This window comes from Enterococcus sp. DIV1337a (genome assembly GCF_051712285.1).
GTDB lineage: Bacteria > Bacillota > Bacilli > Lactobacillales > Enterococcaceae > Enterococcus > Enterococcus faecalis.
In genome coordinates this window covers 2,260,262-2,276,843 of the sequence record NZ_JBIOOP010000001.1, presented here as the reverse complement: position 1 = coordinate 2,276,843, position 16,582 = coordinate 2,260,262, and the positions used below count along the sequence as shown (strand labels likewise).

General features: G+C 39.1%; 12 protein-coding genes. 7 read left to right on the top strand and 5 right to left on the bottom strand.

The window, feature by feature from the left end; genetic code table 11:
• Positions 1–58 precede the first annotated feature (58 nt).
• The 5 genes from IGL49_RS10775 (at position 59) to IGL49_RS10755 (ending at position 7,272) form a co-directional block, all read left to right on the top strand.
• The gene (locus tag IGL49_RS10775; protein WP_104855181.1) at positions 59–1,840 is read left to right on the top strand and encodes a DNA-binding protein; all 1,782 of its coding nucleotides are present in this window, start codon (positions 59–61) and stop codon (positions 1,838–1,840) included.
• Positions 1,841–1,951: 111 nt separating this feature from the next.
• Entirely contained in the window at positions 1,952–2,692 is a 741-nt protein-coding gene (truA, locus tag IGL49_RS10770; protein ID WP_104855180.1) for a tRNA pseudouridine(38-40) synthase TruA, read from the top strand.
• A gap of 102 nt (positions 2,693–2,794) precedes the next feature.
• Positions 2,795–3,178 (top strand): potassium channel family protein, encoded by a 384-nt coding sequence (locus IGL49_RS10765; protein ID WP_104855179.1) that lies wholly within the window; start codon positions 2,795–2,797, stop codon positions 3,176–3,178.
• A 128-nt stretch (positions 3,179–3,306) separates the two neighbouring features.
• A complete protein-coding gene (gene sstT / locus IGL49_RS10760; RefSeq protein WP_002355037.1) occupies positions 3,307–4,569 on the top strand; it encodes a serine/threonine transporter SstT in 1,263 nt (420 codons plus the stop codon).
• Positions 4,570–4,719: 150 nt separating this feature from the next.
• Complete coding sequence (locus IGL49_RS10755) at positions 4,720–7,272, top strand: cation-transporting P-type ATPase (RefSeq protein WP_104855178.1); 2,553 nt, start codon at positions 4,720–4,722, stop codon at positions 7,270–7,272.
• Positions 7,273–7,277: 5 nt separating this feature from the next.
• Here IGL49_RS10755 and IGL49_RS10750 read toward each other — a convergent pair whose 3' ends face one another.
• The 5 genes from IGL49_RS10750 to IGL49_RS10730 all read right to left on the bottom strand — a co-directional run bounded on the left by IGL49_RS10750 (position 7,278) and on the right by IGL49_RS10730 (position 13,856).
• Entirely contained in the window at positions 7,278–8,717 is a 1,440-nt protein-coding gene (locus IGL49_RS10750) for a helix-turn-helix domain-containing protein (RefSeq protein WP_174128038.1), read from the bottom strand.
• Between the two features lie 100 nt (positions 8,718–8,817).
• Positions 8,818–9,999, bottom strand: a complete 1,182-nt coding sequence (locus tag IGL49_RS10745; protein ID WP_104855176.1) for a hypothetical protein — start codon at positions 9,997–9,999, stop codon at positions 8,818–8,820.
• 42 nt (positions 10,000–10,041) lie between these two features.
• Entirely contained in the window at positions 10,042–11,466 is a 1,425-nt protein-coding gene (locus IGL49_RS10740; protein WP_104855175.1) for a DUF1116 domain-containing protein, read from the bottom strand.
• Positions 11,453–13,012, bottom strand: coding sequence for an acyl-CoA synthetase FdrA (gene fdrA, locus IGL49_RS10735; protein ID WP_104855174.1), 1,560 nt, complete (start codon positions 13,010–13,012; stop codon positions 11,453–11,455). The genes IGL49_RS10740 and fdrA overlap by 14 nt, the downstream gene beginning before the upstream one ends.
• Positions 12,990–13,856, bottom strand: coding sequence for a DUF2877 domain-containing protein (locus IGL49_RS10730; RefSeq protein ID WP_104855173.1), 867 nt, complete (start codon positions 13,854–13,856; stop codon positions 12,990–12,992). Before IGL49_RS10730 ends, fdrA begins: the two co-directional genes overlap by 23 nt.
• A 127-nt stretch (positions 13,857–13,983) precedes the next feature.
• On the opposite strand from IGL49_RS10730, the gene IGL49_RS10725 reads away from it, so the two are divergent.
• Positions 13,984–15,642: a PucR family transcriptional regulator gene (locus IGL49_RS10725; protein WP_164982926.1), complete on the top strand. Its 1,659-nt coding sequence runs from the start codon at positions 13,984–13,986 to the stop codon at positions 15,640–15,642.
• A gap of 263 nt (positions 15,643–15,905) precedes the next feature.
• Positions 15,906–16,577, top strand: coding sequence for a glucose-6-phosphate 1-dehydrogenase family protein (locus tag IGL49_RS10720; RefSeq protein ID WP_104855365.1), 672 nt, complete (start codon positions 15,906–15,908; stop codon positions 16,575–16,577).
• The last annotated feature ends 5 nt before the right edge of the window (positions 16,578–16,582 follow it).

The window sequence follows — 16,582 nt, the reverse complement described above, 5'->3', positions numbered from 1 at the left end:
AGTGCTTCTACAATGCGTGGGAGCACTTTTTTTACTTATCTATGAGGAGGGCAAGTGAATGTTTTTTAATTTTATTGGGTTAACGTTATTTTTTGGTATCGGGATCTTAGTTGCGAATGGCGCCAAAATTGTAGCGAATAAAGGGAAAAAGAGTAAGGGGACCATTCTATTAATGGTGATGGAATTGCTCTTGTTAGGTATCTTTTTATTTGTGACTTTGCCAAGTAAAAATCTTTCAACCGTGTTGTGGATTAATTTGATTGGCGCAGTGATTGCTAGTGGGGTGTTATTAGGTACACGCTTAGCTAGTAAAGTCGAAGTTCCTGGTATCCAAAAGTTCCGCAAAGAAGTAGGGAAGAATACCAACAAAACGGCTAACAAAGACTGGTCTGGCAAAATTATGGGTGTTGCCGTTTTGGCAATGATTTTGTTGTCCATTGTCAGTAGTATTACCAGAATTTCTTCTATTGATGAAATTTATCAAACGATTCCTTTAAAAACGGAAGAAAAAGCTGAAGTTTTAACTTCGGCGAAAGAAACGCCAATTGCGATTGCACCACAAACGGCGAAACGAAAAATGTTACAGAAATTTTCTGTCATTCCCAATTCCAATATGTTTACTTTGGATGGTATAACGGCACAAGTTGTCAATGGCGAGTATGTTTATGTAGCAACAGTCGAATTTAATGGCTTCTTTAAATGGCTAAAACTGGGGGAAGTACCTGGCTATTTCATCATTAGTGCGACAGATATCAACGCACAGCCAGAATTTGTAGAAAAACCAATTGTTTACACTCCCTCAGCTTACTTTGGCAAAGATGCCGCACGAAAAATTTACTCCGCTTATCCAGGTTATGCAGCAACTGGCACAATCAATTTAGAGCTGGACGACCAAGGAAATCCTTACTATATTCAAACGCTTTACAAAGAGTATGGCGTTTCTGGTCGCATGCACTATAATGAATTTAAAACGGCAGTATTAAATGCTACAACAGGAGAAGTTAACGTTTATGACAGTCAAAAAGCCCCAAGTTTCGTTGATGCGCCGATTACTAGTTCAGCGGCGAATAGCTTAAATGAATTCTTTGGTCGTTACAGTCAAGGCTGGTGGAACCAGACGATGTTTGGTGCCAAAAAAGACGTCAAAATTCCAACTGAAAATGGTATTTATGCATCAGGACAAATTACGCCGATGATGAACAAGGAAGGGAACCAGTTGCTTTATTTTACGGACTTTACAAGTAGTGAAAAAGATCAAGATTCCGCTTTAGGTTACTCCTTAATCAATGCCCGAACAGGTCAAGTTACGTATTATCGTGATACTAAAGTCGGCATTATGGATAGTGATGGCGCCATTTCTATCGCTTCAAAAATTTATCCAGAAAAGAAATGGAAAGCTAGTATGCCAGTCCTTTATAACATTGATGGCGTGCCAACGTGGATTGTTTCGTTAATGGACAGTAAAGGGATTTTCAAAAAATATGTTTATATAAACGCTGTAGATAATGATATTGTGATTGATGCAGACACGGCACAAGGGGCATTGGACGCTTACCGAATTGAGTTAGTAACCAAAGGAAGCAACAATGAAAATACAGACAAAGCCAACTTGAAAACGATGCAAGGTAAAGTTGCTCGTGTCTCAGTAGTAGCTGGGGAAGCGCAAACGGTAGTTTCATTTTTACTAGAAGATGAAAAAACCATTTTTAGCGTAACAACTAATAACAGTCCGCTGGCGCTATTCTTAAAAGAGGGCGACCAAGTGTCATTTAAAGCCGTAGTGACTGAAAATGCTAAAGCAGCGAATGTTGAAGAATTGAAAATTGCAGGATTAAACTAAATAAAACACCTCTTTTTTATGAAAAAGAGGTGTTTTATTCTTGGAAAAGAAGAAAAATCCACTTAATTCTGCTATGATAAGAGAGAAAAAGAATACGAAGGAGCTTCGCCCATGCGCAACATAAAATTAACCATTGAATATGATGGTAAAAGATACTCAGGTTGGCAACGACTAGGCAATTCAGATAAAACGATTCAAGGAAAAATTGAAAGTATTTTAACACAGATGACGGGTGAATCGATTGAAATTATTGGTTCAGGCAGAACGGATGCTGGCACACATGCACGTGGTCAAGTAGCGAATTTTAAAACGACTAGTTCACTGACAACGAACGAAATGTTATCCTTTTTAAATCGATATTTACCTGGCGATATTGTTGTTAAAGCAGTCACAGAAATGCCTGAACGTTTTCATGCACGGTATAACGCCACAGGCAAACAATATAGCTACTATGTTTGGAATAGCCCAATTCCTAATGCTTTTGAACGGTATCATAGCTTTCACTTTCCCAAAGCGTTGGATCAAGAAAAAATGGAACAAGCTTGCCAAAAATTAATAGGGACCCATGATTTTATTGGCTTTTCAGCATTGAAAAAAACCAAAAAATCGACCACTCGAACGATTGAAAAGATTACGATTGAAAGAAACGGTGAAATGTTACAGTTCACTTTTGTGGGCAATGGTTTCTTGCATAAAATGGTCCGCATCCTCGTTGGGACACTTTTAGAAATTGGTGCCGGAACCAAAGAATTAGCGATAATTGACGAATTATTCGCAATAAAAGTCCGAGAAGGCGCAGGTGAAACGGCTCCTGCACAAGGGTTGTTTTTAGATGAAGTGTATTATAAATAACAAAAAAATAAATTTTCTTTAACCACACCAATTAAAAAGTTGAACTTTTTTTGAAAAGTGCTAACGTTAAGAAGAGATTAACAATAGAAAGAGGTCATTTTTTTGCTATCTTTACTTATTTCTGTCAAAAAATTATTTTCATCTTTTTTAGGTATCTTAAAAAAAGAAGACACTCGCGCCTTGTTCTTTTTACTGGCAACCACATTGTTGAGTGGGACCATTTTTTATTCAACAGTGGAAAAATTGTCGCCATTAGATTCATTATATTTAAGTTTCATGACGTTAACCACGATTGGTTATGGGGATATTCATCCAGTCACTGACTTGGGAAAAATTTTCACCATGGTTTATGCTACAGTGGGCTTGGGGATTATGGCTATGTTTATTTCGGTCGTAGCAAAATCCTACCTGTATTCTAAACAAAATCATCACCACCATCACCATAAAAACAAAGAACATTCGGCGGAAAAGTCTTCAGAAAAATAGACGAAATTGATTAGTTGACCAAGTGTTTCTCGAAAAATGAAAGTTTTTTGAGAAACACTCTTTTTTTATCTTAATAATTATGGTAGTATGTCCCAAACTGTATTTTATTTTAAAGGAGCGTGAAGTGAATGGTCAAAGCGATTCGGAAATTATCGTTAATTCAAAAAATCATGATAGGGATTGTGATTGGAACCACCTTGGGTTTCTTGGTGCCTGAATGGACCTTCATCAGCGTTCTTGGTGAATTGTTTGTGGGTGCCTTAAAAGCAATTGCGCCGATTTTAGTTTTTGTCTTAATTATTGCGTCGCTAGCCCAACAAAAGGCTGGGGCGAAAACATATGTGGGATCAATTTTAGTTGTGTATCTGTTAGCGACATTTTTGGCAGCTGTTGTTGCCGTGACGGCAAGCTATCTGTTTCCCGTTAAGATTGTCTTGGAGGCGGCGCAGGAAGCGCAAGCAGCTCCAACGCAACTTAGCGATGTTTTAAGCAATGTGTTAACAAGCGTTGTCCAAAATCCGATTCAAGCGATGATTGAAGGCAATTATTTATCTGTTTTATTTTGGTCCTCATTAATCGGCATTGGGTTACGCCAAAGTTCGGTCGCTACCAAGGATGTGATTGCCAACCTTTCAACAGGAATTACCACGGTCGTTCAAATGATTATCGGCATTGCGCCAATTGGAATTCTGGGCCTGGTGTTTCATTCGGTGGCAACAACAGGCATTGCAGGGTTAGCCAAGTATGGTCAGTTATTATTATTGTTAATTGGTACGATGGCCGTGGTTGCTTTAGTCGTTTATCCAGCGATTGTCTTTTGGAATATTCGACAAAATCCGTATCCGTTAGTCTTTTTTGTATTAAAGGAAAGTGCGATTCCCGCATTCTTTACACGTAGTTCCGCGGCCAATATTCCCATTAATATGGAATTGGCGAAAGCAATGGATTTAAATGAAGAATCTTATGCGGTCTCTATTCCGCTGGGCGCAACGATTAATATGGGCGGCGCAGCCATTACGATTACTATTATGACATTGGCAGCAGTCCACACATTAGGCATGTCCGTGCCAATCTATTTAGCGCTATTGTTGAGTATCATCGCCGCTGTTTCTGCTTGTGGGGCTTCAGGAATTGCTGGTGGCTCCTTGTTGTTAATTCCGCTTGCATGTAGTTTATTTGGCATTTCCAATGACATTGCCATGCAAGTCGTCGGCGTTGGCTTTATCGTCGGCGTAGTCCAAGATTCCATTGAAACAGCGTTGAACTCTTCTAGTGACTTGTTGTTTACCACCTCAGTTGAGTTAGCAGACCGACGTAAAAATGGTGAAATTATTGATGTCAAAGCGTTAATTGGCAAAAGCCAATTGGTTGTCGAACAAGAGAATATTTAAAAGAAAGGAACAACCAGCTAAAATGCGGGTTGTTCCTTTCTTTTAATAATCTCGGCCCCATTTTTTTCAGGGGCCACTGAAATTATCGACCATTTTATGAAGAAAATCCTCTCTATAATAAAGGTATCAAGTAAATAGGAGGTACACGAAATGAAATGGTATCAACTTTCCTCAACAAAAGTAATCGAGCAGACTAAGACGAAGCAAACGGGTCTTTCTAGCGAAGAACGTCAGCAACGTTTACAAACGAATGGTCCAAATAAAATTGAAGAAAAACAACAACTGAAAACGTGGCAAAAGCTAGCCAAACATTTTACAGATTTACTAATGGTGGTCTTACTCGCTGCCGCAATTCTAAAATTTGCCACAGGCGAAGTGGTCGAAGGAAGTATCATTTTTCTAGTGGTACTTGTCAATGGCTTTGTCGGTTATTGGCAAGAGCGTAAAGCAGAAGAATCATTAGACGGCCTGAAACAGATGATGGGCCAAGAGGCAGTCGTTCTAATTGATGGACAAAAAACAACCGTTTCTTCTGAAACATTGGTTCTGGGAGATGTAGTCACGTTACAAGCTGGCGATGTAGTCCCAGCAGATTTGCGCTTATTTGATGTTCATAATCTGATGATTGAAGAATCAATTTTGACAGGCGAATCAGAAGCCGTGGAGAAAATTACTGGTTCCTTAAATGAAGAATTGCCAACAGGCGATCAAAAGAATTTGGCTTTTTCAGGAACACTTGTCCAAGCGGGCTCAGCCTTAGGCGTTGTAGTAGAAACAGGAGATTCCACTGAAGTTGGAAAAATTAATCACGCGTTGCAGTCAGTAGCTCAAAAAACAACGCCGCTCGTACGGAAAATGCACCAATTAAACAAGCAAATTTTCCAAGGGATTATGGTCTTGATCGTGTTTCTGATTTTCTTTACCACTTTTCGTCATGGCATGGAATGGAGCCTCTTATTTTCTGCGATGATTGCATTAATTGTAGCAATGATTCCAGAAGGCTTACCTGCTGTGTTAACGATGATTTTATCGATGGGTGTTCATGAGATGGCTAGAGAAAATGCGATTATTAAAGGCATGCCTTCCGTTGAAACATTAGGTTCAATGACAGTTATCTGTTCAGATAAAACGGGAACGCTAACTAAAAATGAAATGACGGTAATGGATGTAGTGACTGAAGAAATGACCATTGTCAAAGAGATTATGGCCAACTGTCAAGAATTGAAATTACAAGACCAACAAAAAATCGCCGACTTGCAAGGGAATCCTACCGAGTTAGCTTTACTACAATATATCGATCAGGATCAACTGTCTTTACGCCCTGTAGAAAAGAAAATTCCGTTTAGTTCAAGTTACAAATACATGGCCACTCGCCATCCGCAAGCAGAAGGTTCAATTATTTATGTCAAAGGTGCACCAGAAGTATTGTTACAACTTTCTACGTTATCTGATAATCAAAAAGGTGCTTGGCAAGCACAAGCTGCGCAATTAGCGCAAAAAGGACAACGAGTATTAGGTTTTGCCTATAAGACAGTTACGTCACAACAGGAACTGACACATGAAACATTGTCAGGATTGACGTTTGCTGGACTGGCAGGCATCATCGATCCGCCAAAAGAAAGTGCCATTCAAGCCGTCAAAGAATCTCAAGAAGCAGGTATTTCCGTCAAAATGATTACCGGAGACCATAAAGATACAGCGCAAGCCATTGGCGAGCAGGTCGGTTTAAAACATACGAAAAAAGTCCTTGAAGGACTAGAAATTGATGCTATGTCAGATGAAGAATTAGCCAAGCACGTTCAAAAAGTCGATGTGTTTGCACGAACGACGCCAGAACATAAATTACGAATTGTCACGGCGTTACAAAACAATGGCGAAATTGTCGGCATGACCGGCGATGGTGTGAACGATGCGCCAGCATTAAAGAAAGCCGATGTTGGAATTGCCATGGGAATTAAAGGAAGTGAAGTAACAAAACAAGCCGCAGATATGGTTTTGGCAGATGATAATTTCCATACGATTGCTAAAGCTGTGAAAGAAGGGCGCCGCATTTTTGATAACTTGAAAAAGACGATTACCTTCTTCTTGCCAACCTCTTTGGCACAAGGCTTAATTGTTGTCTGGGCGCTTTTAATGAATCATCCTCTCCCGTTGACACCTGTCCAGATATTATGGGTAAACATGGTAACTACGATTACTTTGTCTTATGCATTAGGTTTTGAAAAAGCGAGTGCTGATACCATGAAACGACCACCAAGAGATGTCAATGAAGGCATTTTAACAAAGTACAGTATTTTTAGAATCGTCTATGTGTCGGTACTCATTATGGTACCAGGTTACCTCATGGCGTTACAATTCGAGGGACAAGCCTTACAGCAAACGTTCCTCTTACAAAGTATCGTCTTAGCACAAGCAGCGTATATGATAAACTGTCGTAAGTTGGTTGATCCGTCGTTAAGCACAGGCTTTTTCCAAAATAAAGTGTTGTTTGCTTCATTAGGAATCCTCTTTTTACTACAAGCACTAGTGGTCTACTTGCCAGTAGCGCAGCAATTAATTGGCACAACTTCTTTAAATGGCCTTCAATTAGCAATGATTTTCGTCCATGTTGTGAGTCTGTTCTTCCTTGTCGAAGGGGAAAAATATATAACCAAACGATTCATGACGAAAGAAAGCCAAAAAACTAGCGAATGTCCTCGCTAGTTCCTTTAAAAATAAGAATGAAGAGTGAGCTCTGCTAGTCGGCGGAGTTCATTTTTTGTGGGAATTAAAGAGAGATAAAAGACAGGAAGATCAAGATGATCCAAGGGGAAATTGGAAATAATTATGTCGGCTTCATTTAACGTCAACTGGCTTAGTTCCACATATTCAATAGCTTGTAATTTCACGCGAGTACCTAAATAAGCGGCTAATTCTTGTTGCAAAAAAGCTTTCCAAGCAGGTTCCCCTTGAAAGAGGAAATAGGCGGTCATCGTTTGCGCCTGAATGGAATAAATGGCTTGTTTTTCTAACAAAGAAGCCAAACTAAGAAAATAAGTTGGTTCTTCAATCGTGGTGTAGCGAGATAAAATCTCCAAAAGTTCTTGGTTGCTCTTTGATAACGCAAGGTCCTCCGCGGCTTGTTCGGTCATTAATTCTTGATATTCCAATTGAAATTGCTCAGAAAGTGTTGGGGACTCGGTATATTTAATGAATAACAATAACAGATTATCTAATAAATTTGTTTGGATTAAATCAGGTCGGGCTTCTTCAGTGGAAAAATTAGTGACAAACTGCTGTAACGACTTTCGCAGCTGACTGTAATGAGTGTGGAGCGCAGAAGCCAACGTTTTGCCATAGACATTATCGTAATTCCAGCTTTCTAAGAAACAAAAGAAGGCGAAAAAACTTTCCTCTCCTTGCAAATAGATGCCTTCAGAAGCATAAAGCTTTGCCAAGGACGGTTGATAAAGTTGAAATAAGACATCTTTTGAGTCAAAAGAAAATTGACTCACTCGGCAGTTGGCTTTGTTGCGAATCGTGTTAAGAAAAAACCAACAAGCGCCAAAAATTTCTTCCGTTTCCACCGTCAACTCACTACTGTAAACTTGTTTTAAAAATTGGAAATAATGCTCCTCATGAATAGAATAATCGTCAAAAAAATAATTATTGTGAGTAAAAGGCACCAACAAACGATGATAAAAAATCCGAATATTGCTTTCTGCCCCGATCAGCTGAATGGTGGTTGTGGTTAGCTGAATCGTTAAATGAAAATCACGTAAGGCCTGATTCATTTTCTTGATATGTCGCTTCAAAGTTTCATAAGAAATACCACTAGTGCTCAAAAAAGAAGTTGTCACCAACTCTTTCGTAAATAGTAGCTCTTTTAATAGCTGAATACTAATGGATTGAGGTAAAAATAATGACCAAAGCTCGTTGGTTTGCGCATTCCCCTGATTGCGTAACCGAATACCACTGCTATCGGTTTCAATGGACCAGTCGGCGGGTAATTGACTGCGAATATACTGCAAATCCGAAAAAACGGTTCGCTCTGTCGTCTGGATTTGCGTGGCTAAACGCTTGGCTGTCAGCTGGGGAACATTTAATAACTGTTCCAACAAACGAATTTGCCGAAGCAAATCCTTTTCTGTTATCACACGTTTTAACATGGAGTACATGGCAAAACCTCCTTTTGCTTAAGAATACGGATAAAAAGGGGATTGGTCAATTAAAAAAAGAAGCGAATCGTCATTCGCTTCTTTTTATTCACTATACAAAAATATCAAATGTATGCAAAACGGCTGACAATAAAATAGTTACAACAGCCATTCCAGATACAAAGCCGACAGCACCAGGAACAAAGGGAGGTAATCGTTTAGCAATATAGTTACCGACAGGGGCCGCACTGATTCCTGCTAAAACGGCGATGGTCAGGGAAAGCCAAAAGCCACCACCCATCATTAAAATCACACCAGGAACAATACTGACCAGTGGCATAAACGTTGGATACCAACCTTCTTCAGCGAAATGTTTTCGATAAAGAAAAACACCAACAGCCGAAGCAATCATCTGTCCCATTAAAATGTCAGGAACTAAGCCAGAACCATTTGTAATATGATTAATATTGACAAACCAATCTGTTAAAACGCCTAGAATTACCAAACCTCCAACTAACTCATTTCCATAAAACCAAGCTTCGGAAAAGTCAGCAAAAGTGCGTCGTATTGACCATTGAAAGGTTTGCGTATTTTCAATTTTAGGTTGTTTTTGCCGCTTCTGAGCGATTGGTGCAACAGAAGGAACCATCCAAGGCAGTTGATGACAAATGGCTGAAACAATCCAGCCAACAAAAGCCATTGTGGTAACGTTGGAAACTGTCCCAGGTACATTTAAAAGGGGCATCAATTGCGCATTCAGCCAATTGGCAAACGGAAAGGTGAAAAGCGCACTCAACAGAGAAATCGTTCCTAATTTTTTCCAGCCAGGACCGTAAACGAGTGTTAAAGCTGGCGGCGTGCCGACAACCACAATAAACGTTGGTAACCACAACACTTCTTTTGTAAAAAAGCGTGTAAAATCAAAAACATAAATAGTTAAAAAGAGGGAAAGTAGCTGAGAAGCAAGTACCCAAGGCCAAATACCAGAACCACCAGCAATTGCAAATCCCTGCCATTTTGAATTTTTTCGATAAAGTTGCCAAGCAATCAGACCGCCGATTAGTAAGAAAAGCGTTGTAAAAAGTCCGCCGTAAAATTCACCTTCCGTGAAGTTCATAACAAAATAGATAAATTTGTAAAACCCCTGCTGGTTTACTTTGGTAACTACGTCATTGTAAGGGAAAAAGTTAGATACATGTCGAAAGCCATTCATGATCCAATACAGGAACATTCCCAAAAAAATTTTTACACCAAGAGCTAAAACGGCTTTGTAATTGATCGATTTATTTTTCATATGATCGCTCCAAAAAAATGACATTTTACTAAGTTTTTGAAATTAGTTTATTGTAGCTACTAAAGCTTTTAGTGCCTCGTTAAAGACATTTGCTGGCGGATTAGTCAAACCAGCGCCAATCATACCGATCCCCGGTTCTTTATGAGCAATAGCAGTATTAATGACAGGCAGCATCCCTGTTTCTAAGACTTTTAAGACATCAATACCTGAAGGAATCCCCATAAAATCTAAAACAGGAATCGTGACATTAGGATTTTCTTTCGTAGTAATTTCCAGCATTTCTTTTGAATAATTCAATGCTTCTGCCACTGTTCCGCCAACTAACGGGACAATTGCTGGTGCAGCTGCCATGGCAAATCCGCCAACACCATACGTTTCTGTAATAGCACTATCGCCCATATCCAAACCAGCATCTTCTTGTGTGTAACCGGCAAACATTGGACCAATCACCCGTTGGGCAGGCCCTGTAAACCAGTGATTTCCACCAATTCCACTGACACGAATCCCAAATTCGACCCCATTGCGACACATGGTGGTGACAATTGTACTATTCTCCACATTATGCCCAGCATCTAACGCACATTTAGCGGCGCCCATCCAAGTTGGACCAGAAAAATAGTCAGAACTGCCAAGAAATTCAAATACTTCTTTTAATTGTTCACGAGAAAAATCAGTTTGAACCATGTAAGGCGTTAATGCTTGGACTAACAACGTACTTCCAGCTACATTGCGATTATGGCACTCATCGCCCATATGCAAGGCTTGCGAAAGCATTAAGCGTAAATCAATGCCTTCTGGACAAAAAGTCATGGCATCATGAAGTAATGGACCTAAAACATCGCGCATCCAAATCAGACGATCCACGACGGATTGATCATTTGCACCAAATCGTAAAACTTTCGCCAATTGTTCACTTAAATTAGTAAAAGCCGTGTTGCCGTACGTTTCATTTTTGATAATATGAACGTACATATTCGGAGAAGTCACGCCGGCCATAGAACCAACGGCATCATGTTCATGACAAGGCGAAAACGTAATCGCGCCAGAACGAGCAACGCGATCGGCATCAGCTAGATCTTTTGCTAGTCCTTCAAAAACAAGCGCTCCTTGAACGGCACCTTTCATCGGTCCACACATATTTTCATAAGTAATGGGCGGCCCAGCATGTAAAATGGTCGTTTCAGTCATCTTGGGCATGACATTAATTGCTTTATCAAATCCCACTAAAATAGGTTTTGATTGAATAATGCGGGTAACCGCTTCTTCGTTGGCTTGTTGGATTTTTTCATAAAGTGTTGGACTTTTTAATTGATCCAATAATTTCAATAGCTCTGGGTCACCATTGGCTGGCGGTGCCCAATTTACTTGATGTGAAGGAATCCCTTGTTTTTTCATATCTTCATGAATAAAGTCAATGCCTACATTGATCGTATCTAAAGGCTGGTTAAAAAGATCATTTCTGCTCATGTTCGTTCGCTCCTTTTACAAAAGTTTTGGTGGCTTCGCAAAGTTGATGACTGCTGTCGACAACGAGAACCTCTAAATCTTCTAAAATTTTCCGCTGTTCATGAATATCTTGTGGATCTTCTTCGGTCCCTAAAACATAGCCAATAATGGCTAACTCACGACCATCTGCTTTTGCTATTGCTTTGGCTTCCTTTAACGCCTCCGCTAACACGCCAACAGGATTTTCGTGAGAACCATAACCTAATTCAAAATCTAACGCTAAAACTGCCACTTCAGGATCTTTGGCTTCTTGAAGAATGCGAGTAATCCGAGAAGTCGGATCGATCATTGGATGTGGGCGGCCTTCTGTGAAACGATCATCACCGAAATCAATCAATGTATGTGCTTGGCTGTGGTCAGGATTTGCTAATTGTCGTTCAGGAATTTTATGAATATTACTATAAACATCATCAGAGACTTCTGTTAAAGCATATAAAAGTTCATCACAAAGAGTGCCACCACAGAACAACCCACGAACAAATTTTTGAGAAGGGGCTTGTTGTTGTTGGATGGCTGTTAACGTTGCGTCTGTCGGATTTTGATAGAGGCTGGTTTCCGCTTCCTGTGTTTGACTAAATTGAATCACCTTTTGAACTGCATCCAGAGAAGAAGTAGCAAAAGTGACGTTGTCTATTTTTCGTTCCGTTTGTTCACTGCCGATAAAATAAATAACAACTGGTTTAGTTGAAACAGCTAATTTTTTTAAAATTTTCTCTGTGACTTCTGGAGCAGGCGGTTTAGAAATAAGCAAAATTGCCTTAGTTTGTTCGTCAGCCATTAAAGCATCCAGCCCGTCAAGCATCATCAGCCCACCAATTTCAGCAGACAAATCACGGCCACCAGTACCAATTAATTGTGAAATCCCATAACCATATTTATGGATTTGAACACTAACTTCTTGGCTACCAGTACCAGACGCGCCGACAATTCCAATATCTCCTGAACGTACCTCGTTAGCAAAACATAACCCAACGCCATTAATAATCGCTGTTCCACAATCAGGGCCCATCACAAACAGTTCTTTTTCGTGTGCTTTTTGTTTTAACGCTAATTCCTCGTCAACCGTCACGTTATCACTAAAGAGCATGACGTGTTTTTGCTGATCTAAAGCTTTATGCGCTTCTCGTGCAGCAAATTTTCCATTGACAGAAATTACAACTAAGTTGGCATCAGGCTCTTCATGAAGGGCTGAATCTAACGTCTTATAGGTTACTTCAGAAGCAGCGGTTGTCTTTTTCTTCGTAAATAACTCGTCGACTTGCTGTAAAATTTCTTCTGAGTTCGCTTGGTCATCAAGATCTAAAACAATTAATAAATCACCCGTTGTAACATGATCCAAGGCGGGTGTATATAAACCAACATTCCGAATCACTTCAAGATTCATGTCGGTTCCCATCCCAATCATTGCAGTTTTAACTCCAGCCAGTTCATTGGCTCGTGTTGAAATGGTCATTAAAGTAACTGAATCAAAATAGGCGTTCTCTTTAATTACTGTTTGAATTGTCATGATTATTCTCCTCACAAAATAGTTTTAAACCAAAAATAATGCCGCAAAGTATGTCGCTTCCTGAAGTTGAGCCCACCTCCTCTAAAGCCGAAACCGCTTGAGCCATTTCATTTGTATTTCCACTTTCAATTGATAAAAAAACACGCTGAACTAGTTGAGAAAATCGCTCGTTCACTGCTTCATGGATTTCCGCATAACTGACCGCATTCGTTCGTTCCTTGGCTAGCACAGCCAGCTGTTGGAATTTCGAGGGAAGTTGCTGTAATGCAGAAAAACTAGCAAGTAATCCTGTGATAAAATCATCGCCAGTGGGAGTTAAACCAATCCCCAATCCCAAAATCTTCGTTAAACAATCAAGAGCTATTTTAAAAGATTTTTGCGCCCAAGCTTGTTGAAAATAAATCATTTCTTTTTGAATCTGGGTCCGACTATAAGAATCAAAAAGAAAGGTTGACGGCGAAGCAGGAAAAAGCGCTTGCCAAGGATTGAAACGAGTTTGCTGAATATACGTTAAAAAAATAGCTATTTTTGTTTTACTGGGTGTTAAATAAAGTGGCGTTGGTTGCCAAATTTGGGCATCGGCTAGGGTTAAGTGTCGTCGGCCTAACCGGATAAACAGGGGCTCAATTTGGACAGGTAAATCAGCGAAATGGCTAAGTTTTTTTTCATCGAGTATAATCGTGTTAGGTGCTATATGTTCGGGATGCGTTGAAATGGTCAAGAGAATTTCTTGGGTGTCTACATGACCATAATTAATAGCGTGCGTAAAACATTGCAAACTAGTCAATGTTTGATGAGGGAGTTTCGATAAAATCGTTTGGTCATAAGCTAAAATTTTTGTCATTCCAACGACCTCCTTTTTTATAGCGCTTTCACGACTTCATAATAAAAGAATCCAGCAGGCTAAACAATTGCTAAAAATGACAGTGATTTACAAGTTTGAATGGACAATTTGTACATTGGGAGGATAAATGATGTTAAAAGTGAGTGATTTATTAACGTTAGAAGAATTACCTGGCATTACCTTAGTAGCAGGACATAAAAATCAGGACCAACCGATTTTAAAAGTCAATATTTTAGAAAATCCTGATATTTTAGATTGGTTAACAGCAGGTGAGCTACTGTTAACGACAGGGTACATATTTAAAGATGATCGGAAATTACAGAAAAATTTTTTGAAAGAACTAGCCAAACACCATTGTGCTGCCTTGGGATTTAAAACCCAACGTTATTTTGAAGAAGTTCCACCAGACCTAATCAAATTAGCAGATGAAATGAATGTACCTATTTTGGCAATTCCTTACAATTACACCTTTTCGCAAATTGCTGACGTGTTGAAAAGTCGTGTCACGTTAGAACAATTTGACATGAATGCGCAAGAAACTGCATTGCATAATAAAATTTATCAAATCTTAGAAACGGGAAGTAGCAGTTTTCATTTGCTGCAAGATCTAGCAGAAACCATTCAAAATCCTGTCTTATTATTAAACGACCATTTTGAAGGAGTTAATTTTTTTGACTTGCCTAAAAATCCAATTCGTATTTCTAGCATTTTGGAAGATAGACAAGAAACCTCAGAGTTCCAAAAACAATTACTTGAACAAAGTCATCCATTATTACGCTTTTATCAAGAACCGATTCATTTACAGTTGAAACTCCAGAACCAAGTGGTGCCAATTGAAATTTATCCAATTAAAAAGAAAAATGTTATTTTATATTATTTACTCGTCTGGAACACCTTGGCCCCATTACGACCAGTCGACGTGGCGCATTTTAAAATCACAGCTCATTACTTACTTTTACAATTGCAGTTGGAATACTCACGGAAATTTGAAGAATACCAACAACGAAACGAATTATTTTTTAAGCTGATTGCGCATGAAAAGAGGGACCCAGCTGTTTTCCAACAATTTCAACAGTATTATCGCTTGGCAATAGATAAGCCCTATGCGATTTTGCTAATTTCATTAACCTTAAATGAACGCCAAAGGCAAGAAAGAATGTCTATTTTAGGTAACCAGTTAAACCAAGTTATCTTAGGGGATAAACAAAAAATTGTTTGTATTGAAATTGACAGTTCCTTTGTCTTATTAGTTGAAGATCCACCTGAAAAAGAAGGCGATTATCTGAAAATGATGCAACGCCTAGCACAAAGTAGCATAAATCAGTTAATGAAAGTACAAGAAGATGTGGAACTTTTCCTAACAATAGGACCTAAGATTCAAGGTCTGACCCAGATTCATGAATCTTATCAACAAGCGATTGACGTTTTAGCCTTTCAACGCCAATTCGTTGTAGAAAAACCTGAAATGAGGATTGCTTCCTACGCGAATTTTCATCTTAGACAGACATTGCAACGTTATTTTTTAGCAGAAGGACAAGCAACTCTAAGAAAAAAATATCTTCAACCATTACAGAAAAGTGATCAACAGCAACATACCGACTTTGTCCATACACTGAATGTCTATTTTCAATCAAAACGAAACTTGTCTCAAACAGCCAAAAAGCTCTTTATTCATCGCAATACTTTGTTACAACGATTGGAGAAAATTGAACAGCTAGTGCTGTTGGATTTTGATAAGGAAGTGGACTTGTTGGCGCTGGAAGTGGCGTTGTTTGTGGAAACTTAAGAAGCAATATAAGTGGCGGTTTTTAATTTAATGGAATATATAAAGCTAAAAGAAACGATTATACAAGAAGGATAATTTAATCAATAAAAAATGGCATCTTTTCAATAAAGATGCCATTTTTTATTGAAAAAGTTGGGGTATTTCATTACACTAACACTGTTCCCAATCGTCTCTATACACTATCTGTTTTATATATCATCAAAAATTACATCATGATATAATAAATAATTTTAACAAAATACACCCCAGAAAGAAGCCCAAAAATGAACCTAACCCATCAAGACTTCAACCTATTCAACCGTGAAATCTTCACATTCAAACAACTCAAAGAGCAACAAACACCAGCAGAAATCGATGCCTTAAAGCAAACCTACAAGCAACATTGGGAAAAGTGGAAAGCCTTAAACCTCGTCATCGCCCAAAGTTTACCAGCTGAACTCGGCATCACTAAGCCGAAAATCGAAAGCTGGACCAACGGCTGGAATTTACGCAGTCATTTCTGGGCTGCGTATCGCAGTGAGCAACGCCAAGCGGAAAATGCTTGTCTGGCGTTGTTATTAAATAAAAAGCAATTTCAAGTATATTTGATGTTTCAACATTACAAAAGTGAGGAGCGGGCAGGCTCAGTCGGCGCTTACAATCAATTGCTTAATCGTTTAGAAGCTTGGAGTCAAACCATCGACTGCGAAGGCTATTATATTTGGCCGCAGGAGGAGCATGAACTAGTGGACCATTTGCCTTTAAAAGATTATTTAGCAGATGAAAAACAACGGAAAATTCTAGAAGAGCGGATAGACAATCGCTCATTTCAGATCGGTAAGTTGTGGTTTGCGACGGAAAAGCTTGAAACGATTGAAGAAAAAAGCTGTCAGGTGCTTCAAGAATTAGTACCTCTGTACGTGGCATTACATGAAGAAAAAAACTTCTTTGATTGATTTAT